A 19,548-nucleotide genomic window follows, 5' to 3' on the forward strand; every position below is an offset into this window, starting at 1 on the left:
ATGCCAATCATCCTGACGACGCGTGAAGACATCAATCTCGACACTGTTTTGCGTGTCGCCTGGAAAAAGGACACGGTGGAGATCGGCGAGACGGCCTTGCGGCGCATAGCCGACTGCCGTGCCTCGTTCCTGAAGCTGATTGAAACCGATCCGCCACCGGTGATCTATGGCGTCACCACCGCCATGGGGGAACTGGCCAGCCAACGGCTCGCGCATGACGAGCGCGACCGCCATGCGCGCATCAAGGCGTTTGCCGCCGCAACTCGTTCGGTGATCCTTTGCCCGATCGCGTGGTCAGGGCGATCGTGCTTGCCCGCCTGACGACTTCATCGAGGGCAACGCCGCCACCACGCCGCGCATCGCGCTCGCGTTGCCGCGATGCTCGACGGCGGCCCGATGCCGATGGTGCCGGCCTCAGGCCAGGGCGGCGCCGGTGAAGTCCTGGCGCTCTATCCGCTGTTTGCCGAACTTTCGACGCGTTTCGACCTGGAGGTCAAGGAACGGGGCTCGCTGATCAACGGCTCGCCCTGTGCTGCCGCTCTGGTGGCCGACGCAGCGCTCGCGGCACGCCGCCGCATCCGGATCGCGCACAAGGTGTTTGCGCTGTCGATCGAAGCGTTTCGCGCTCCGCTCGAACACTACGACGCGGCGCTCGACGCGCTCTGGGGCGATGAGCACGAGGCGGCGGCCCTCCAGGGATTGCGGCAATTTCTGGTCGAAGCCGGAGATGGCAGGCGCAACTATCAGGCGCCGGTCAGCTACCGCATCGTGCCGCGCGTTCTCGGCCAGGCGCATCGCGCACTTTCGTCGGCCGAGCGGGCGGCAGATGTCTCGCTGGCCTCGATATCGGACAATCCGGTCTACATTCCGCCCGATGACGCGCATCCGTTGGGGCGCTGCATCAGCACGGGCGGCTATCACAACGCCATGGCGACGCCGGCGCTGGACGGCCTTGCGGCGATATGGGCCGATATCTGCCTGCTCTGCGACCGTCACGCCTCCAAGCTTCTGAATGGCAAGGTGTCGCTGCTGCCCGATCTCCTGATGACCGGGCGGCATTGGGCCGACAGCGACGGCCACGGCAATGTCGGCTATGTACCGATGGCGATTACCGGCTATCTCGAGCAGGCCAAGCTTGCCGCGCAGCGCACCTTCATTCCGGGAACGGAATCAGCCGGCGCCGGGCAGGACGATGTCGCCACCACGGCGTTCTTCGCATGGACCAAGGAGGCGACCGCCGGCCGCTGCGTCGACGCTGCCATGGCAATGCTGGCGATGATCGCCTCACAGGCGCTGCACGTCACCGAACGCGCGGCTCCGCCGGCGCTGCAGTCATTCGTCGACGAAATCAGGGACGTCGTGCCGCCTGTCGGCGCGGATCGCGTGCTGGGGCCGGAGCTTGCAAAGCTGGCCGAGTGGTTCACACGTCAGGTTTTCGAGACGTAGGCCGTCGATGCCGGGGCTTTCGCGACGTCGCTTCTCTGGGCTTATGGCGGTATTGGCGAGGCTGGCTGACGGTCGTTTCAGCGGAGCTTTCTGCGCAGCAGGCTAAAGTCGACAAGGCGCAAGAGCCTGGTTTTGTCGGCCATGAACTTGTCGAATGCCGCATCAAAATCATCGCCGACCGATCGCCATTCGTCTTTCAGCTTGCGAACACGTCGGGCGCGCAGCCAGTTCTTTATCTTCGCGCGAGTCCCCTTGGGCTTCAAAATGACGCCACAGCCGTAATCGGCATCCACGGTGAAATAGTCGAGATCCGGGTTGCCCAGCACGAAATCGATGTACGCCTTGTAAGTCACGCCGCACCACTCGCCGTGGAGGAAGGAGGGATTGGCTGCGGACCGATTTGGGGGCAGGCAATCATGCACCACTACGGCACCACCGGGCGAGACCATGCGGAAAGCCTCCCTGATATCTCGCGCCGAGCACTCGTATGTGTGATGCGGATCGACGAACACGATATCGAACGTCCGTCCCTTCAGGCGCGTGTCATTGAGACATGCCGCGATATCCTCGTCCGCGGAGGTGAAATCGACAGGGAAGCCGTCGAGCGGCGGCTCGGTCGCCCGGTACACCAGACGCATGCAGGGCTGAAAACCCAATTGCCGTGCTTCCGCGTATCTGAAGCCTGTGGTGCTCGTGTTGATCTCCAGGTAGCTCGTGAGCCCGAAGCGAACCGAGAGCAGCCCACAGATGTGCGCTTTGTTCCAATACTCAAGCATCATCATTGCCCCGCGTTCCCCCAGCAATGAGTTGATCTCATTGCCGGCTATCTCTCAAGCGATCAATCAGCAGGACTTGGCGCATGGCCGCGCCGAGGAAAACAGGGTCAAGAACAGGAAGAGGCAGGTGAAGCGGCCACGGTGTGAGTGGTGCGGATGAAGGGACTCGAACCCCCACGCCTTTCGGCACTGGAACCTAAATCCAGGGCGTCTACCAGTTCCGCCACATCCGCATGAACCGGCAATCCCATGTAGCCATCATTCTGTCAATGTCAGGGCCGAAATGATGGTTATTCGCCGAAATGCGAAGATGGTTGAAAATTAGGCTCGCCTGTGACAAAAGGCGTGTCGAATGTGACGGGACGCGACGATCCGCTTCTACAAAATGTGATAAGAAGTAGGAAAAACAAAGACTTATTCACATTTTGGAACGCAGTTTGGGAGAGTTTGAGCCGTATTTTCGGTCAAATCGCCAGGTTCCGTACCAAAAGCCATTCCCGGCAAGAATATACCGGCAGGCTGTGAACGGCAGAAAGCCGTTTGGCAGCCTCATTGGTGAAAACAAAGGTTTTACGATGCAGGTCACCGAAACACTCAATTCCGGTCTCAAGCGCGAGATCAAGATCACCGTGCCGGCCGGTGACATGGAAGCCAAGCTGATGGCGCGGCTTTCGGACGCCAGGAACAAGGTCCGCATCAACGGCTTCCGTCCCGGCAAGGTGCCGGTGCAGCACCTGCGCAAGGTCTACGGCAAGTCGTTCATGGCCGAAGTGGTCAATGAGATCCTCAACGATTCGACCCGTTCGATCATTTCGGGCCGCGGCGAAAAGGCCGCCATGCAGCCCGAAGTCATCATGACCGAGGACGAGAAGGAAGCCGAGAAGATCCTGGCTGGCGGCGCCGATTTCGAATTCCGCCTCAACTACGAAATCATTCCTGCGATCGAGATCAAGGATTTCTCCGATATCAAGGTGACGCGTCAGGTGTTCGACGTGCCTGACACCGAGATCGACGAGCAGGTCCAGCGCGTTGCCGAATCGGCACGCAGCTACGAGCCGAAGACCGGCAAGGCCGCCAATGGCGACCGCGTGACGATCGACTATGTCGGCAAGATCGACGGCGAGGCCTTCGCTGGCGGCGCCGGTTCCGATCAGCCGCTGGTGCTGGGCTCCAAGGAGTTCATCCCAGGTTTCGAGGATCAGCTGGTCGGCGCCAAGGCCGGTGACGAAAAGCAGGTCACGGTGACCTTCCCGGAAAATTACCAGGCGGCGAACCTGGCCGGCAAGGAAGCGACCTTCGACGTCACCGTCAAGGAAGTCTCCCAGCCCGGCGCGCTGGAAATCAACGATGAGACCGCCAAGAACCTCGGCCTGGAGTCGCTGGAGCGTCTGCGTGACGTGGTGCGTGGCCAGATCGAGAACCAGTTCGGTGCCATGACGCGCCAGAAGGTCAAGCGCCAGCTGCTCGACCAGCTCGACGCGAGCTACTCGTTCGAGGCACCGTCGAAACTCGTCGACGCCGAGTTCAACAACATCTGGGCGCAGGTCAATCGTGACCTGGAAGCGGCCGGACGCACCTTCGCCGACGAAGAGACGACGGAAGAAGAGGCACGCGCCGAATACCTGCGTCTCGCCGAGCGCCGCGTGCGTCTCGGCCTGGTGCTGGCTGAAATCGGCGAGAAGGCCGGCGTCACCGTGTCGGATGAAGAGTTGCAGCGCGGTCTGTTCGAGCAGGTGCGTCGCTATCCGGCCAACCAGCAGCAGGAAGTCTTCGAGTTCTACCGCAGCAATCCGGAAGCGCTGAACACGCTGCGCGCGCCGATGTTCGAGGAGAAGGTGGTCGACCATCTGCTCGGCCAGATTTCCGTCACCGACGTCAAGGTCAGCAAGGAAGAGCTGATGGCCGACGATGAGGAGGCCGAAACCACGACCAAGGCGAAGCCGGCGAAGAAGGCCGCTGCCAAGAAGGCCGACGAGAAGAAGGCCGACGAGGCGGAAGAGCCCAAGAAGAAGGCCGCGCCGAAGAAGAAGGCCGCCAAGGACGCCGAGTAATTCGGGCATTTCGTTGAAACAGGAAAGGCCGCCCTCGGGGCGGCCTTTTTTGTTGCGAAACTGCAACAGCCGGAACGCTTCGCGAGCCACGGCCTGTAGCGATACCAAGCTTTGATTCTTATCTGCGCTTGTATCGCAGGCCGCTTGGCTGTTGGAGGGCGTGTTGAGGCTGTTGGTTGAAATGGGACACGCTGCGGCAATCGCGCTGGTTCTTGTCTCGGTCTGTGGCATTGCCCAAGCCGATACTGTTCTTGACAATTGGCGGTTCGGCACGGGCGAAGACGGCCTCGTCACCGCATCGCTTTACGCAACCAACAAGCTGATCACCGGTGGCGGCGCCTTGAGCTACAGCCCGATCCTGACGATTGCCTGCCGGGCAAACAGCGAACCGCGCTGGACAGAATGGCTGCAGCTGAATGACGCCGTCTCAGCCAGCCACAGGATCACCATGTCTGTGACGATCGACCAGGGCAGCAAGTTCGCTGAGAGTTGGTCGGTCGGGCCGCGCGGCAGGATGCTGGTTCGCGACGGTGCCGACGGCATCAGACGCCTTCTTTCCGCAAGCCGACTGTTGCTTTCCTGGCGGTTCGGGCTGCTGTCGGGGCGCGGCGAGGCCGATTTCGATCTCGCCGGGCTCCGCGAAGCCGTCAACCACATTGCCGGCAGCTGCAACACCGATCCGCTGTAATCGTAGCGCGAGGCCAGGGCAGCGACAGGCGCGACGTTCATCCCGCTATTGGCATCGCTGACGAAGGTGACCCTGTCGTCGCGTCAGCGGCACCATTTCTCGACCGCGATTGCGATTGCCTTTGTGCAATCGACGAGATCGCGCACCGAAACGCGCTCGTTCGGCTGATGTGCCTGCGCCGGATCGCCAGGGCCGAAGTTGACGGTCGGGGTGTTGCCGAGCCCGGTGGGCAGGCCGATGTCGCTGTGCGCGCCAAAACCACTCAGGACCGGTGACAGGTTGGCGTCTTTGACGGCTTGCTGGAAGACGCCGACAAAGGGGTTGTCCGATGGGATTTCGGCGCAATCGGCGTCGAGGATCCATTCGATGCGGGCTGGGTGCTTTCGCAGATAGGGGTCTGCCTGGCAGACATTGGCGATATGCTCCTCGATTTCGCGCTTGACGTTGCCGCCCAGCTTGAACTCGTCATGCTCGCTTGGCAGATATTGCGCGTCGATGATGATCTCGCCGCGACCGGCCATGGAGGAGGGGTGTTCGCCGGCACTCATCTGGGTGACGATGATCTGGTTCGGCAGGTCCATCAGCGGATGGTTCTTCCGGGGATCGAACATCCAGCGCCGGTTGAGAATGTCGATGCCGTCGAGGATCTGCCGGCAGAGCTGGACGGCATCGACCGGGCCGCTCGAGTACCAGGCATTCGGCGTGAGTTCCGCATGGCCGCCTATGCCGTCGATGATGATCTTTCCCCACAGGATGCCGTGACAGAGCGGCGCGATCTTGTTCGCCGTCGGTTCGGTCATGATGCCGGCATCGGCGTGAAAGCCGCGATCGACCATGGCGAGCGAGCCCATGCCACCGATTTCCTCGTCGACGACGGTCGTGAAGACGACGTCTCCAGACAGGGGAATGTCGAGCTCCTTCAGGATTTCTACGGCCACCAGCATGCAGGCAACGCCGCCCTTCATGTCGACGGTGCCGCGGCCATGCAGAAATCCGTCCTTGAGAACGGGCTGGAACGGGTCGGTCGTCCAGTGTCCGGCGGCGCCCGGTGGGACGACGTCGATGTGGCCGGTCAGCATGATGGAGCGCCCGCCGCCCGTGCCCTTCAGGACGCCGCCCAGATTGGGTCTGCCTTCGAACGTCCTGCCCTTGTTGGCGCCGGCGCGGCCCTTGTATTTTTCGTAGAGCGCCGGACCGTCCGGGTCCCAGAGATCGGTCGAGAAGCCAAGCGCCTCGATGCGTTTTTGCAGATATAGCTGGCAATCACGCTCGCCGGGGCCGGCGTCCTTCGGATTGGATTTCACAATCGATGGAAAAGCGACGAGATCGCTCAGCGTTGCGACGATGCGATCGGCGGTTGCCTCGACGCGCGCGGCAATGATCTCTTCAATGGAAGGCATTATGATCTCCAACGTTGGGAAAGTCGGTCGGCGAGAAGGACGAAAACCAGAAGGCCGCCGACAATTCCCACCTGCCAGACCGTGTTGATGTTCAGTTGCAGAAGACCCGTCTTCAGCGTGACCAGAAGCAGGACGGCCGCGAACACGCCGCCGACGCCGCCACGTCCGCCGGTGATGGCGATGCCCCCAAGCATGGCGGCAGTCAGCGATTCGAGCTCGAGGTTCTGCCCGATATTGGGTCTGCCGCTGCCAAGCCAGGCGAGCGAGACAAGACCGGCGGCACCGGCGAGCGCGCCACTCAAGGAGTAGAGGATGAAGCGAACGCGGTCGACCGGAATGCCGACCAGCCTGGCCGAGCGTTCATTGAAGCCCATCGCGTAGATCCAGCGCCCCCAGGCCGTCGAGAGCAGCAACAGGCCGGCCAGGGCAAAGCAGGGGATGGCAAGCGTGAGGAAGGGCACGGGAATGCCCATGGCGACGCCGCGCCCCCACAGGAGCAGCCAGGAGGGTACGCCTGCCTGGGCCGCGCCGCCGGTGATGGCAAGCGCCGTGCCGGAATAGACGAAGAATGTGCCCAGTGTCGCGATGAAGGGAAGGAGCGCGAGCCCGTTCACCAGCCATCCATTCAAGGCACCGAGCATCGCACCGGCCAGGATGCAGACGACCGGCAGCAGAACGGGCGGCAAGCCCAGCTTGACGCCGAGCATTCCGACGATGGCCGAGAGTGAGACCGTGCCGCCGACCGACAGGTCGATGCCGGACCCGCCGGCCAGGATGACCAGCCCTTGCCCAAGGCCGACCAGGGCCAGGATGGTCGAGAATTGCAGGATGGTGGTGACGGTGCCGAGATTATACACCGAAGGCTTGAGCACCAGCAGGCCCAAGATCACGATCAGCCACAGCCCGCACAGCAAAGTCAGGGTGAGGGCCGGGCCTTGCAGATTCCGGAGCGTCTTCATGCGCGGGCTCGCAGGAGCTGGACCACGGGGAAGCGGTTGGAGATGGCTTCGAAGCCAAGCACGCCGATGATGAGAACGCCGGTGACGACAGGCTGCCAGAGAGAGGGGACACCGATCAAAAGCAGTCCGTTCTGAAGAATTCTCAGCAGAAGCACGCCGAGCACCGTGCCGATCAGGCTGCATTTGCCGCCCAATATGCTTGTGCCGCCAAGAATGACCGCGGCAATGGCATCGAGCGCCAGCGTGCTGCCGATCGTCATTTCCACATTGCGGTAGGTGGCGACATAGAAAGTGGCGGCAACGCCGGTCAGAATCCCGCTGATGACGAAGGTCACGAAGCGGATCTTGATGACCGGGATGCCCGACAGCCGCGCCTTTTCCTCCGAATTGCCGATCGCCAGCAAGTGCAGTCCATAGGGGGTTCGCCGCAGCGCCAGCCAGACGGCCAGATAGGCAGCGACAATCACCAGGGCAGGGACGGGGACGCCGAGCACGGTGGTTGCAAGCAGATTGGTGAGGCTCGCGGGCAGGCCGGAAAGCCATTGCCCGCCGAGAAGGACAAAGACAGCGGTGCGGTAGACGCCGAGCAGGCCGAGCGTTCCGACGATCGCCGGAACGCGGCCGAGGACGACGACGGTGGCGGTCACGCATCCCAGCAGCGCGCCCACCACGGGGCCTGCGACGAGCGCCAGCACCGGATTGCCATCGGCACCGAGCACGCGGCCGATCGCGATGGCCGCCAGACCCATGACGATGCCGATCGACACATCGATGCCGCCCATGGCGAGCAACAGGGTCATGCCAAGGCCGATCAGCAGCAGCTCGACACTGTTGCGCAACACCGTGGCTGCATTGCCGGAGGTCGCGTAGTGGGGCGATGCGACAGAAAAGATGATGATCGCCAGCAAACAGGCGACAAGCAGGGACCACTCCCGCCCGTTCATGGAGAAGACACCGTTTCCTAACTGTCGCACCGCGTTCATGTCAGGGCTCAGAAGTTGAACTTGTCGACATTGTCCTTGGTGAAGACAGCCGGCGGTCCGAGCAGCAGAATGCCTTTCGCGGCATCATAGGTGACGGGCTTGTCGAGGCCGGCAATCTTGTTTTCCGCCTCGAAGCTCTTGCCGTCGATCAGCTGTTTGCCGGCCCAGACCGTGAGATAGCCGAGCTGCTCGGGATCCCACAGCACGGTGAAGCCGAAGGCGCCGCTCTTCAGGTAGGACCGCGCAGTGTTCGGGCTGCAATAGCCGGCGCCGATGACGGAGCCGATCTTGCCGGCGGTTTCGATGGCCTGGGCAACGCCAGGGCATGTCGAGGATGCAACGGCGATGATGGCCTTGATATCGGGGTTGGCGGCCATCAGGTCGCCGGAGATCTGGGCGGCGCGTTCAGCGGTGCCGCCGGCGAACTGCGGCGCGAGCAGCTTCAGCTTCGGATATTTCGCGGCGGCCTCTTTCTGCATGAAGCCGATCCAGGCGTTGAGATTGGACGCCGTCGCTTCGCCGGAGACGATGCCGATCGTTGCATCCTCGCCAACGCGCTTGACGAGCTCGTCGACGATCGTCGTGCCGAGGCCTTCGTCGGTCGCCTGGGCCACATAGACGGCACGGCCGCTGTCGGGCGCGTCGCTGTCGCTGGTGAACAGCTTAATGCCCTTCGCCTTGGCGCTCTCAACCACCGGAGCGATGCTGGAGGCATCGAGGACGCTGACCGAGATCGCCTCGACGCCCTGATCGATCAGGTTCTGGACGATCTGCAACTGGTCGACCGGATTGGTGTCGACGGGACCCGAATAGATGAAATCGACGCCCAGATCCTTGGCGGCGCGATTGCCGCCGGCTTCCATGGCGTTGAAGTAGGGGATGCCGATCAATTGCGGGACGAAGGCGACCTTGTGTTTGTCGGCGGCATGCGCTGCGGTTGCGACGACCAGTGACAGCACGGAGACTGCGAGCGCTTTTTTGAACTGTGAAAGCATTGTGGTTTGATCCTCTCTGGAAATGACGTGCGTTTCAGTTTGTTTTTTCGAGCGCCCGCACGTCGGGATGAGCGCCTGTTATGAGCGAAACGACTTCCTCGTGATCGGTCTCGGCCGCCAGCCGTTCAGCCACCTTGCGGCCACGCCGGAACACCACGATCCGGTCTGCGACTTCGAACACTTCGGAAATGTTGTGGCTGATGAGGACGACGGCACAGCCGCGCGCGGCAAGCCGCCGCGTCAGTGCCAGGACCTTGCGTGTCTCGGCGACGGCGAGCGCTGCCGTCGGCTCATCCATGATGACCAGCCTGGCGTTCAGATTGAGCGCCCGGCAGATGGCGACGGCCTGGCGTTGACCGCCCGACAGGCTGCCGACTGGGGCTTCCGGATCGGAAATATGGGCGTCGAGTTCCTTCAGCAGGCCATCGACGCGCTGGCGCATTTCCTGGCGTTTCAGAAACGGAATGCCAAAAATGGAGCGTTTCAATTCGCGGCCCAGAAAGACGTTTTCGGCGATCGACAGGTTCTCCGACAGCGCGAGTTCCTGGAAGATCGTCGCGATCCCCGATGCTGCTGCATCCTTGGGCGAATGAAAGGAGACCGGATTGCCCTCGATGACGAGTTCGCCATCGCTGGGCGGATGGGCGCCGGCAAGAATCTTGATGAAGGTCGATTTGCCGGCGCCGTTGTCGCCAAGCAGCGCCAGCACTTCGCCGGAGCGGATTTCCAGGTCGACATTGGCAAGCGCGGTCAGCGCGCCGAAGCGTTTGCCGATGTTCCTGGCGACAAGAAAGGGTGCAGTCATAGCGGTTCCCCAGCGGTTGCTGATTGGCTTGAAGCGCCCTCAGTCGACGCGCTTTAAGCCCTTGTTTTTATGCATGTCGTTGCCCCAAAACCGCTGCACACTCTTGGGCGACATGCATTTAGACTGCCTTGCTGACCCAGTGCAGCACATTGGTCCAAAGGCGCGCGTAGCCGGGCCATTCGACAAAGCTGTTCGGCAGCCAGTGCGGGCCGATGTCCGATGTCCAGACCAGGGTGCGGCCTTCGCCATGACGTCCGGTGACCAGCAACGGATGGTTGCCCTGGTCCCGCGGCAGCCGCGCCAGAACCTCGACATCGTCCCGATCGCGGGCAATGACCTCGTTGGCGCCGAGCAGCAGCGGCCATTCGCCATCAATGCCGGCAAAGATCGGATGATCCCTGGGGCCAGTGATCGAAGGCCGAAACCCTTCGGGAATTTCGAGCCGGTCATCGTTGGGAAGGCAGGTCACCGGCAAGGCATCCTCGACAGCCGTGCGATGCCAGCGGGCCTTGCCGTCGATGCCCTGGAAGGAGAAGTAGCCGCCGATCATGATCAGGCCGCCGCCAGCCAGCGTCCAGTCGCGCAGAAGCTTGAGCCGGTTGGGCACCGTCTTGCCGTGCAGCCAGACATCGGGATGGAGCAGAAGCGAGTTCGCGCCAATGTCGGAAAGGATGATCGCCTTGTACTGTGACAGGCCCTCCATGGTGAAAGGCAGCTTCTCGACTGCCTCGTGAGCCGGCATGTAATCGAGATCGAATTCGCTGTCCTTCAAGGCATCAACCAGAGGCGTTGCGCCCAGATGAAAGGTAACGCTGCCGAACTGGTCGAACCCCTTGTAGTGGGTCGCCGAACTCACCCAGCTCTCGCCGACCAGAAGCACTTTTGTTTTCGCCATGGTCATGTTCTCCTGATTTCGCCAGATGGGGCGGCTGTCTGCTGTCGGTCGCAAAGTCGATAAGTCATTGATCTAGCTTGCCATCATCGCGCTGTTCGCCAAGGCGGCGGCCTTCAATGTGGCAAAGTCCGCGATGTAGCCCTGCGCGCCCTCGACCGTCGTCGTCAGGCTCGCACCAATCGCCGCAAGGCGGGCGGCGTCTTCCAGCGATGCGCCGTGCAGCCAGAGGCTGAGGAAGATGCCGGCAAAGCTGTCGCCGGCGCCGGTCGCATCGACGCGGTCGACAGGCAGTGCCGGCACCTCGATCTGCGGACTGCCACTTGCCGGAAAGACGACCGCGCCAAATTCGCCGAGGGTAAGCACGACCGTTCCGCGCGGCTTGATGCGTGACAGCATCAGCCGCACCTCTTCGATCATTGTCGCCATCCGGCTGCGAAAGTCGAAAATCTCCCGCATCATCACGTCGTTGATGAAGGTCAGGTCGATCTGCTTGACCATCCGCGTGAAGATTTCCGGCGTGCGCGCGCTTTTGGGAAGGCCGGCCGAATGCAGGCTCACCTTCCAGCCGGCCTGATGAAAGCGCGCTATGGATGCGGTCATCGTTTCATAGTGAAAGCCTTCGATGTGAAGACAGGCCGGGCGCTGCTCGGGCTGGATGTCGAGATTGGCGGTCAGGTCGACCTCGCCAAGTTCAAACGGTTCGCTGATGATCGTGCGGCTGCCGTTGCGCTCGATGATCACGATCGCCTGCGAGAGGCGGTTGTTGGGCGTACTGCGGATCGGCAAGGCGTGGACGCCCAGTTTCGAAAGCTCGCCCAGCGCCCAGTCGCTCTCCGGATCCTCGCCGACTGCCGTCGCCAGTTCCACGTCAAGAGCGTAGGGGGCGCCGACGCCGGCGGCGGCAACCGCGAGATTGGCCGCCGGCCCGCCCAACGCTTTTTCGATGTGGCTGGCGGTGATCCGGTCGTCGCGATGCGGCAACACGTCGACGCGGCAGAGGAAGTCGACACTCACCCGGCCGGCGACCAGAAGCCTTGGCAGATGATCGAGGTTTCTTGGCCTGCGCGGCGCGCGGCCCGGCAGCGAGCGTGCAAACGAGCTGGGCCGGTACATCAGCGCGGCGACCGCCTTCTCGATGCGGTCGCGCGTGCCGTCCTTGAGGCTGGCAGTTCCATTGATGAAGTTCGATACCGTACCGATGGAGACACCGGCGGTTCGAGCGACATCCGCTATGGTCGGGCGCTTGCGTTGCAATTGCTTGGTTCCAATTGAAGCGTTTCAAACGGTAACAGCGGATGCGCCACGCCTCAATGAAATGATCTTCCAAAAAACTGGATATCTCCCGTTTGGTTTGGGAGATTTTCCTGTGTCACAGCCGGCGCTGGAATTGATCTTTCCAAGATTGAACGTTTTTCAATTTTCCAGCAAAAAGATTGTGCACGCGGATTTTCTGCATTTTATTCAATCGGCAGGTCTGATCGAGCGTTCGGAGCTGGCCTGATTCATCGCGCGGCTACGCCGCCTGCGCGGAGGTTGGATGGATCTGGTGGGCAAGCCTAGAGGTGGCGCGCCACGATCGGGACAAGGTGACTTTTGCGAGATCGTCAAAATCAGTTCGACGCATCACGGCTTCCACCGAGGTGTCTGGTCGCTCTGCTGCCCAATTCTTCGGTTGGTTCGTGATGGACCGTTTCCTTTTCGATGGCCAGGAACAGCGATGCCGCCGGGCAAAGCCCGGCGGCATCTTCCTTGACTGGCTACTGCCGTTTCGGTTGCGATGTCCTACGGCGTCGCCCCCGCTTGCATCGCGGCTGCCATCTGGTCGATCTTGCCGGCAAGCACGCCCTGGGCCCAAGCCGTGACCTGGGCGTCGACGGGCTTGTTGGCCATATCCGTCAGTGCCGCGTCGAGCGACGCCTGATCAGTACCGACCGTGGCCGCGGCAGCGTCCGCCTGGGCCTGGGCGGCGGCCGCGTTGTCGGCGTCGACAACGGTCTGCTGAGCAGTGATCTGGTCTTTCAGAGCCTGGATCTGTTCGGCCGTGGCGGACGGGTCCGCCTGCAGCGCGGTCAGCTGCGCGTTCAGGGCATCCAGTTGGGCCTGGGCGGCGGCGGCCGTGGCGGCTGCCGCATCAGCCGCGGCCTGGGCGTTCTTGGCTTTCGCCGACTGCGTGACAAACGCCTGAATGGCAGCGAACTTCTTGCTCTTGGAGTGCATATAGGCGTTGATGTTGCGCTGCAGCGAGTTCAGCCGGCCGAGCTTGGCATGGATGTTCTTGTCGTTGGGCACGGACGCGACCTGCGTCGTGTCGACCGTGGTGTCGGTCGTCGTGTCCGTTTCCGACTTGGCCACCTGCCCTGGCGCCGACGCCGACTTGCCATGCGAGGCGCCGCTGTTGCCATTGCCGCCAGCATTGCCCCCGCCGTTGCCACCACCATTGCCACCACCATTGCCGCCGCCGTTGCCGCCGCCGTGCCCGTTGCCACCGGCTCCGGCGAGTGCGGGAGACGCCAGAAGCGCCAATGCGGCAAGCGCCGCGAACAGAGTTTTTCGGTTTGTCATGGTGCCTCCTCGGGGAATCGCCACCTCCGCCCAACCGCTATAGCAGCGTCGTATGAGGAATCGCTAATTGCACAGGGTAAACTTTAGACAAATGCGGTTTCAATGCGCGAGCCTGCCGACTCGTAGGCGCCATGGTCCTGACTGCCAACTGGAGGCACGGCAATGGTCGTCGAGTGGCTTATCGGAAAGGCGCCGAAGCAAGAGAAGTCGATGACGACAGCATAGTCACAGTCAGATGCGCGATGCGGAAGCCGCCGCTTGGCGGATCGGTGGCAATCATGGCTGTAGACCAAGGGCGCTCAGCCCCATTTGAGCGTCACTGGGCACCATCTCGACGCGACGGTTCCTGGCTCGGCCTTCCTGTGTTGCGTTTGAAGCGACAGGCGCCTGGAGACCAACGCCGCTCGACATCATTCGGCTGGTCTCAAGATGGTAGGTTCGGGAAAGATCGTCGACGACAGCGGCTGCACGGGCCTTGGAAAGTTGCATATTGAAATCAAAACCACCGACACTGTCGGTATGCCCGATCAGATATACTCTCTGAGCGGGATTCTGCTGGAGGAACTTGGCGATCTCATCCAGTGCAGGTCGAGATTCCGGCTTGATCGTCGCTTTGTCGAAATCGAAGAGAATGCCGTATAGGGCAGCCTTGCCGTCAACCTCGAAATCCTTCGAGATATCGGCAGCCGAAGCCGGGACCATACGGTCTTCGAGCGCTCCAACTTGTACCGCATCCAGGCGAACCATTGCCTGACCCTTCTGTGGACTGAAATTGGGATCGTAGCCGTCCTGATATTCGATGACATAGAGGGCAATGTACGTCTTGGCGCCGCCGTCTTCCTTCACAGCCGCGATATAGCGCGCCTGATCGGGGCTATAGCCCCAGATCTGCGTGCCGGGACCCGTGGTTTCAAAAAAGGAACCAAGATGGGGACCCGTGGCATCCCGCTCAGCCTGAAACAGAATCCGGTACCCATTCGCCGCCAGATCCGCCTTGTAGTTACGAAAGACATCGACCGAGGAAACAGCGGGAGGGATGGCATAGACGTTCTCAACCAAGCGACCCTCGATATTCATCGAGGATTCGAATTCTGCCTTGTTTGAATCGAAATCGAAGCCGGTATTCTTCCCGGTTGGCAGAGTATAAGTATCAAAATCGTGCCTCTCGCACATGACGATAGAAGAATCGATAAACCGCCTTAGGCCGCCAACGTCAGAGCAGCCGGCAATGTCATTTGCTGAAGCAGAAGGATTGGATAGCCAGATGAAGATGATGGCGTAAGCAATTTTTGTGAGTATGCTCACTCGATTGACTCGTTTCATTTTAATACCTTCTTGCTGTTGGATCTGAAGGTGGCAAGCACCCTGCCGTGCGCATCTGCCTGGCAGTGCGCCGTGTCGGTGGGATACGAGGTGTGGCGAGGCCGTCAGTTCGCCAGGAAAGCGGGTACCCGTCGAATTGCATCGGCGCGTGCAGCCGGGTTGGTGCCCGTATGTGCCGAGCCGCTGCCGTCGGCCGTGAAGGCAAGGTCGGCCGTTTCGTGAACCGTCAGGTTCGGATGATCGAAGTCGTGATAGGCATCGGGGTAGACGACAATGGATACCGGCTCGCCGACTGCTTGCGCCTGTGTCGCCAATTCTTCGCAAGGCTTGGCTGGCGTCCAGTCGTCGGCCGCACCGATCAAGATCAGCAACGGGATCCGGGCGTGCCAATCGCCATGTGCGAGAGGGAGGCGACAACCGGGATAGAAGGCAATCGCCTTTGCGAAATCCGGTCCCCCATCCTGAACGGGACGCTTCTGCCCGACGGTATAAAGGACCGCCGAGCCACCGTTGGACCAGCCGAGGAGAGACACGGCCCCGGGGTCGACGTCCTCGCGATCCTGCAGATAGGCCTTGGCCGCGAAAGCATCGTCCCGACGTTCCTTTGCCGGTCGTGTTATCCGATCCTGGACCTTGCACTGAGGCCCAGCACCCCGGGACCCGAAACTGTCGGGAAAGAGCACGACATGGCCCTCGGCGACCAGCCGCTTGGCCCAATCGGCGTGGCGCGGCGCTAGATCGCCATGCCGCCCATATAGGCCGGCGCAGCCATGCAGGGCTATGACGGCCGGAAACCGACCCGGACCGTCTGGCCGAAAGAGTTCGCCATGCAGCATCAACCCTTGCCCGGCGAAAGTCACCGGCTCTGCCGTTGCTGAGAGGTTTGAAAGAAGGAAAGCGCAGACGCCAAAGGCAAGACCGCGGCATCGCGCGGAAGCGAAGACGAATTTCTTCATAGTCGACCTACGAGCACAAGATGACTGAAATCCAAGTTTGCAACCTACTCGTTTTGTCCAGGCAACGATGTCAGGCGCCCTGTAAATTGCATTCCATTGACGAGGAGGAACCGGAGTGCCCTAGCCGTCAAGCCATCGTGTTTTGTTGAAAATGCTGGTCCAACCTTTGGAATTGGATCACGTCAGCGTAGCCAGCAGCCATTTGCTCCGTGACAACCTCGAGCATGAACCAGTTCTCGATCCATAGCTCGATGACGTGGAAGACAGGTGCCCGGCCAGGTGCCCCGCGCCCTATGTATTTGGTGAGCCATCCTTCTCTCGCGCCGATCCGCTCGATCTCCTCCCGCTCACGCGGAACCGAGAGAAGGGCATGAAACGCCGTGAGATCTGGCGGATTACCTATGCCCGCTTCAACTGTGTCGACAAAGGCGGGGCCGTCACCGCCTTTGCCCGGCTTGAGCACCATGGCGCGCGGATAGACTTCGATCATCGTTCCGCGCGGGTCGCCGCTGACAGCCATGAAAGCACCAGAGACGGGTCCGGGGAAGGGATAGCAGCGCCCGTCCATGAGCTCGGCGAGGACGTCCGCAACGTGGCGAGGTTCGGAGGCCGGGATGGATATGTGATGGATCATTGTCTTCAGGTCCTTTCGTGTTTTGCGGGTATGATGACCCGGCCGGAACGGCGGAATCGGTGAGAAGGCCATGCGGGACTTTGCGACGGCGCAGCATTTCAAACGTCGTTTCTGCCGGGGCCGCAGGCGCCAGCGCAAAGGAGGTCAACCGGGTTCGGGACCCCGCCGCACCAGGCCAATGCACATGGTCAGGAACAGGAGGGCTCCGGCGAGCCAAATCAAAGCGCCAACGATTGCGAGCGCGGACGTCACCTGCGCAACGGCAAGTGCAATGCCGGGCAAAAACATGATCGCTCCCAGGTTCGCTATCGCGAATTGCCAAGGCGCCAGCTTAGATGCCTGCAATTCGGGAAATGCCCGCACCACGAGCCCGTACAAGCACAGGGAAGCCCAACCAACCAGGTTGATGTGAGCGTGAACTGCAACATACTGAAAGTTCTCAGTGATCCCCATGCCGATTCCGAGACACAGGCCGGAAACGAGATAGGTGGCAGCTGCAACGATGTAGTAGCGGTCAATGCGGACCATGAATCTTCCTTTGATCTTGCTGAGTGCCCAACACGGACGCTTCTCTCCCCAACATCGGCGGTGAGGCGCGCGCGGTTCGTCCGACTATTTCCGACGCGCCGACGCCAGCAGCGTCAGGCCCGGAAAGTCCAGACCAGTGGACGTCGTGTAGGGTCCAGCCGCCTCACGCAGGCGGGCCTGCAGACCTTGCTTTGCGGCCTCGGGCATTGAAGCAAGCAATGCCGCGAGCGGTCCGGCCAGCGCAGTCGTTCTCGCCATCCACTCCTCGAAGGAGTTGGCGTGGGTGGATACGGCCAACTCACTGACTGAGACATCAGCGAGTCCGGCACCGAGGAGGATATCCGCCAGCTTGGCCTTGTCCTGGAGCGAGAAAGGCCCCGGCCTGCCCGGCGGTGGCGCCTGCTTTCCGGTCTGTGCGCTCACCCCATCGAAGATGAGCTTGAGCCAGGGATTCTGTTCGCGTGGTCCCCACACTGCCAGTGCCACCCGGCCGCCTGGCCGCAGCACGCGAAAGATCTCACGCGCCGCCTTGGCGGGATCGAAGGCAAACATCAGTCCCTCGCGGCAGAGAACGACATCGTAGGAGCAATCCCGCTCGTCGATGCTCTCGAGGTCGAGTTCTCGCGTCCGCACATTGTGGACGCCAAGAGCTGCAGCGCGAGAGGCGGCGATCGCCGTCATGCTTGCGGCGACGTCCGACAGGACAACCTCGCCGCCGGGCGTAACCAGTCTTGCCGCCGCGAGGCCCACCCCTCCTGCGCCACAAGCCAGTTCGAGCACACGTTCGCCCGGACGAGGTGATGACAGGTCGAGCAGTTTGCCAGTGATCCCCGCAGCGCGCGTATCGATGTAGTCCGCGTGCTTGGCCCATGCCTCCGCGACGGCTTCCCACATACCGTGAAGATGCGCACGGGCTTCGGAGATTCCTCCTGCCGGGCCCGGCGATTCAATCGTCTGGCCGATGATTTTTCTGGCGTCCATGAGACGTCTCCTGCTATTGATTACTGGTAATGAGTATTAACTACAGTGAGACTGTATCGAAATGAAAGCGCCGGTCAAGCCCAAGCGCAGCTACAACTCATCACGTCGTCGTGATCAGGCGGCTGAAACGCGGAAGGTGATCCTCGAAGCGGCTCAAAGGCTGTTCGAGGGGCAGGGCTATGGGGCGACCACGATGAACGCGATCGCGGCCGCGGCGAGCGTCTCCTTCAAGACGGTCTATCTTGCGTTCGAGACCAAGGGCGGCGTGCTGAACGCGCTGTGGGATCTGCTCTTGCGCGGCGCCGAGGACGCAGCGCCGGTCGGCGCCCTGCCATGGTATCGCGAGGTAATGGAGGAGCCGGATCCGCAGCGACAGCTTCGCCTCAACGCTCGCAACTCGCGGATGGTCAAACAGCGGATTGGCGCGGTCACAGGCGTGATCCGCAGCGCGGCACCTCTGGACCCGGACATCGACAAGCTGTGGCGGCGCATCCAAGTGTCGTTCTATGACAACCAGCGCGCCATCGTCACGACGATCGCCGCCAAGAATGCGCTGCGACCCGATCTTGACGTCACGCGCGCCGCCGACATTCTATGGACGCTCAATCATCCGGATCTCTGGCTGCTGCTTGTGGGGGAGCGTGGCTGGACGCCCGAGGCATATGAGCAATGGTTCGGCGACATTGCCTGCAGCCAATTGCTAGGGGCGAACAGTCAAGGAAAGTAGTGCCGGAGAAATGACGGAGCGGTGCCACCCGGCTTCGTCGGCATATTGGTCGTCGCCTAGATCAGCAGCAGGCCTTTCATGCTGGAATAGCCTTTCCTGCCGATGATGATGTGGTCATGCACGGCGATGCCCAGCCGTTTGGCCGCGTCGATGATTTCCTTGGTCATCTCGATATCGGCGCGTGACGGCGTCGGGTCGCCGGACGGATGGTTGTGTACCAGAATGATCGCGGTCGCCGAGAGTTCAAGCGCGCGCTTGACCACTTCGCGCGGGTAGACAGGCGTGTGGTCGACGGTGCCGACCTGCTGCACCTCATCGGCGATCAGCGCGTTCTTCTTGTCGAGGAACAGAATGCGGAACTGCTCGCGCTCCTCGAAGGCCATGGCCGAGCGGCAATAGTCGAGAAGCTGCTGCCATGACGAGAGGACTTCGCGGCCGCGGACCTCGCCGCGCGCCATGCGCTGCGCGGTCGCCGCGACGACTTTCAGGTCGAGCGCCACCGCCGGACCGATGCCCTTGACCTCCTGCAGCAGACCGACCGGCGCGCCAAGCACTTCGGCCAGCGTGCCGAAGCGCGACAGCAGCGCCTTGGCGACCGGCTTGGTGTCGGAGCGAGGGATCAGGCGAAACAGCAGGAGCTCCAGCAGCTCGTAGTCGGGCAGGGCGTCCCCACCGGCAGCGGAAAAGCGTTCGCGCAAGCGGTCGCGATGGCCGAGATAATGCGGCTTTTCGTCGAGCGTCCTGGCTTTCGCCGCCGGCCGGATCGGCGCTTCGGAGAAGAAACTCCGCTCGTCGTCGTCGCTTCCTGTCCCCACAAGCCGCTCCGCATTTCCTGGCCG

At 61.9% G+C, this 19,548-nt stretch carries 21 protein-coding genes and 1 tRNA gene; 6 read left to right on the forward strand and 16 right to left on the reverse strand.

All coding sequences use genetic code 11. The features are described from left to right. Nucleotides 1-321, forward strand: coding sequence for an aromatic amino acid lyase (locus OOJ09_RS11490; protein WP_269905328.1), 321 nt, complete (start codon nt 1-3; stop codon nt 319-321). A 57-nt stretch (nt 322-378) separates the two neighbouring features. Further along, nucleotides 379-1,446 carry an aromatic amino acid lyase gene (locus tag OOJ09_RS11495; protein WP_269905329.1) on the forward strand — a complete coding sequence of 356 codons (1,068 nt, stop codon included), beginning with the start codon at nt 379-381 and terminating at the stop codon, nt 1,444-1,446. Between the two features lie 77 nt (nt 1,447-1,523). Here the strand turns inward: OOJ09_RS11495 and OOJ09_RS11500 are convergent, their stop codons facing one another. Together OOJ09_RS11500 and OOJ09_RS11505 are read right to left on the reverse strand one after the other, a co-directional pair. Further along, a complete protein-coding gene (locus OOJ09_RS11500) occupies nt 1,524-2,228 on the reverse strand; it encodes a class I SAM-dependent methyltransferase (RefSeq protein WP_269905330.1) in 705 nt (234 codons plus the stop codon). 142 nt (nt 2,229-2,370) lie between these two features. After that, nucleotides 2,371-2,455: transfer RNA gene (locus OOJ09_RS11505), tRNA-Leu, on the reverse strand. A gap of 342 nt (nt 2,456-2,797) precedes the next feature. Between OOJ09_RS11505 and tig the strand changes: the two genes are divergently transcribed. Together tig and OOJ09_RS11515 are read left to right on the forward strand one after the other, a co-directional pair. Beyond that, a complete protein-coding gene (tig, locus tag OOJ09_RS11510; RefSeq protein ID WP_269905331.1) occupies nt 2,798-4,273 on the forward strand; it encodes a trigger factor in 1,476 nt (491 codons plus the stop codon). A gap of 163 nt (nt 4,274-4,436) precedes the next feature. After that, nucleotides 4,437-4,961: a hypothetical protein gene (locus OOJ09_RS11515; RefSeq protein ID WP_269905332.1), complete on the forward strand. Its 525-nt coding sequence runs from the start codon at nt 4,437-4,439 to the stop codon at nt 4,959-4,961. A gap of 83 nt (nt 4,962-5,044) precedes the next feature. Here OOJ09_RS11515 and OOJ09_RS11520 read toward each other — a convergent pair whose 3' ends face one another. From OOJ09_RS11520 to OOJ09_RS11550, 7 genes are all read right to left on the reverse strand, one after another. Next, entirely contained in the window at nt 5,045-6,361 is a 1,317-nt protein-coding gene (locus OOJ09_RS11520; protein WP_269905333.1) for a M20 family metallopeptidase, read from the reverse strand. Continuing rightward, entirely contained in the window at nt 6,361-7,320 is a 960-nt protein-coding gene (locus OOJ09_RS11525) for an ABC transporter permease (RefSeq protein ID WP_269905334.1), read from the reverse strand. Before OOJ09_RS11525 ends, OOJ09_RS11520 begins: the two co-directional genes overlap by 1 nt. Further along, nucleotides 7,317-8,264 (reverse strand): ABC transporter permease, encoded by a 948-nt coding sequence (locus OOJ09_RS11530; protein WP_269905335.1) that lies wholly within the window; start codon nt 8,262-8,264, stop codon nt 7,317-7,319. The genes OOJ09_RS11525 and OOJ09_RS11530 overlap by 4 nt, the downstream gene beginning before the upstream one ends. 47 nt (nt 8,265-8,311) lie before the next feature. Further along, entirely contained in the window at nt 8,312-9,298 is a 987-nt protein-coding gene (locus OOJ09_RS11535; RefSeq protein WP_269905336.1) for an autoinducer 2 ABC transporter substrate-binding protein, read from the reverse strand. 34 nt (nt 9,299-9,332) lie between these two features. After that, nucleotides 9,333-10,103 (reverse strand): ATP-binding cassette domain-containing protein, encoded by a 771-nt coding sequence (locus OOJ09_RS11540; protein WP_269905337.1) that lies wholly within the window; start codon nt 10,101-10,103, stop codon nt 9,333-9,335. Nucleotides 10,104-10,221: 118 nt separating this feature from the next. Next, entirely contained in the window at nt 10,222-10,998 is a 777-nt protein-coding gene (locus OOJ09_RS11545) for a glutamine amidotransferase (protein WP_269905338.1), read from the reverse strand. 72 nt (nt 10,999-11,070) lie between these two features. Continuing rightward, nucleotides 11,071-12,252 carry a carbohydrate kinase family protein gene (locus OOJ09_RS11550; RefSeq protein ID WP_269905339.1) on the reverse strand — a complete coding sequence of 394 codons (1,182 nt, stop codon included), beginning with the start codon at nt 12,250-12,252 and terminating at the stop codon, nt 11,071-11,073. Nucleotides 12,253-12,256: 4 nt separating this feature from the next. Between OOJ09_RS11550 and OOJ09_RS11555 the strand changes: the two genes are divergently transcribed. Continuing rightward, on the forward strand, nt 12,257-12,499 hold the full coding sequence (locus tag OOJ09_RS11555) for a hypothetical protein (RefSeq protein WP_269905340.1): 243 nt from the start codon (nt 12,257-12,259) through the stop codon (nt 12,497-12,499). Nucleotides 12,500-12,780: 281 nt separating this feature from the next. Here OOJ09_RS11555 and OOJ09_RS11560 read toward each other — a convergent pair whose 3' ends face one another. The 6 genes from OOJ09_RS11560 to OOJ09_RS11585 form a co-directional block, all read right to left on the reverse strand. Next, a complete protein-coding gene (locus tag OOJ09_RS11560; protein WP_269905341.1) occupies nt 12,781-13,560 on the reverse strand; it encodes a hypothetical protein in 780 nt (259 codons plus the stop codon). 276 nt (nt 13,561-13,836) lie between these two features. Beyond that, nucleotides 13,837-14,865 (reverse strand): OmpA family protein, encoded by a 1,029-nt coding sequence (locus OOJ09_RS11565; RefSeq protein WP_269905342.1) that lies wholly within the window; start codon nt 14,863-14,865, stop codon nt 13,837-13,839. A 122-nt stretch (nt 14,866-14,987) separates the two neighbouring features. Then, a complete protein-coding gene (locus OOJ09_RS11570) occupies nt 14,988-15,743 on the reverse strand; it encodes a dienelactone hydrolase family protein (protein WP_269905343.1) in 756 nt (251 codons plus the stop codon). Nucleotides 15,744-15,966: 223 nt separating this feature from the next. After that, nucleotides 15,967-16,473, reverse strand: a complete 507-nt coding sequence (locus OOJ09_RS11575) for a hypothetical protein (protein WP_269905344.1) — start codon at nt 16,471-16,473, stop codon at nt 15,967-15,969. 144 nt (nt 16,474-16,617) lie between these two features. After that, nucleotides 16,618-17,001 (reverse strand): hypothetical protein, encoded by a 384-nt coding sequence (locus OOJ09_RS11580; protein ID WP_269905345.1) that lies wholly within the window; start codon nt 16,999-17,001, stop codon nt 16,618-16,620. Between the two features lie 84 nt (nt 17,002-17,085). Continuing rightward, nucleotides 17,086-17,982 carry a class I SAM-dependent methyltransferase gene (locus OOJ09_RS11585; protein WP_269905346.1) on the reverse strand — a complete coding sequence of 299 codons (897 nt, stop codon included), beginning with the start codon at nt 17,980-17,982 and terminating at the stop codon, nt 17,086-17,088. Between the two features lie 61 nt (nt 17,983-18,043). On the opposite strand from OOJ09_RS11585, the gene OOJ09_RS11590 reads away from it, so the two are divergent. Then, a complete protein-coding gene (locus tag OOJ09_RS11590) occupies nt 18,044-18,709 on the forward strand; it encodes a TetR/AcrR family transcriptional regulator (protein ID WP_269905347.1) in 666 nt (221 codons plus the stop codon). A 56-nt stretch (nt 18,710-18,765) separates the two neighbouring features. On the opposite strand, the gene radC is transcribed toward OOJ09_RS11590, so the two are convergent. After that, nucleotides 18,766-19,524, reverse strand: coding sequence for a RadC family protein (gene radC, locus OOJ09_RS11595; RefSeq protein WP_269905348.1), 759 nt, complete (start codon nt 19,522-19,524; stop codon nt 18,766-18,768). Nucleotides 19,525-19,548: the final 24 nt, after the last annotated feature.

It is taken from the genome of Mesorhizobium qingshengii, assembly GCF_027563465.1.
Classification (GTDB): domain Bacteria; phylum Pseudomonadota; class Alphaproteobacteria; order Rhizobiales; family Rhizobiaceae; genus Mesorhizobium; species Mesorhizobium qingshengii_A.

Coding starts and splice junctions, on each gene's coding strand:
- OOJ09_RS11560 (WP_269905341.1), bottom strand. CDS start 13,560: ATGACAAACCGAAAAACTCTGTTCGCGGCGCTTGCCGCATTGGCGCTT.
- OOJ09_RS11495 (WP_269905329.1), top strand. CDS start 379: ATGCTCGACGGCGGCCCGATGCCGATGGTGCCGGCCTCAGGCCAGGGC.
- OOJ09_RS11490 (WP_269905328.1), top strand. CDS start 1: ATGCCAATCATCCTGACGACGCGTGAAGACATCAATCTCGACACTGTT.
- tig (WP_269905331.1), top strand. CDS start 2,798: ATGCAGGTCACCGAAACACTCAATTCCGGTCTCAAGCGCGAGATCAAG.
- OOJ09_RS11540 (WP_269905337.1), bottom strand. CDS start 10,103: ATGACTGCACCCTTTCTTGTCGCCAGGAACATCGGCAAACGCTTCGGC.
- OOJ09_RS11500 (WP_269905330.1), bottom strand. CDS start 2,228: ATGATGATGCTTGAGTATTGGAACAAAGCGCACATCTGTGGGCTGCTC.
- OOJ09_RS11525 (WP_269905334.1), bottom strand. CDS start 7,320: ATGAAGACGCTCCGGAATCTGCAAGGCCCGGCCCTCACCCTGACTTTG.
- OOJ09_RS11530 (WP_269905335.1), bottom strand. CDS start 8,264: ATGAACGGGCGGGAGTGGTCCCTGCTTGTCGCCTGTTTGCTGGCGATC.
- OOJ09_RS11545 (WP_269905338.1), bottom strand. CDS start 10,998: ATGGCGAAAACAAAAGTGCTTCTGGTCGGCGAGAGCTGGGTGAGTTCG.
- OOJ09_RS11575 (WP_269905344.1), bottom strand. CDS start 16,473: ATGATCCATCACATATCCATCCCGGCCTCCGAACCTCGCCACGTTGCG.
- OOJ09_RS11520 (WP_269905333.1), bottom strand. CDS start 6,361: ATGCCTTCCATTGAAGAGATCATTGCCGCGCGCGTCGAGGCAACCGCC.
- OOJ09_RS11535 (WP_269905336.1), bottom strand. CDS start 9,298: ATGCTTTCACAGTTCAAAAAAGCGCTCGCAGTCTCCGTGCTGTCACTG.
- OOJ09_RS11585 (WP_269905346.1), bottom strand. CDS start 17,982: ATGGACGCCAGAAAAATCATCGGCCAGACGATTGAATCGCCGGGCCCG.
- OOJ09_RS11580 (WP_269905345.1), bottom strand. CDS start 17,001: ATGGTCCGCATTGACCGCTACTACATCGTTGCAGCTGCCACCTATCTC.
- OOJ09_RS11590 (WP_269905347.1), top strand. CDS start 18,044: ATGAAAGCGCCGGTCAAGCCCAAGCGCAGCTACAACTCATCACGTCGT.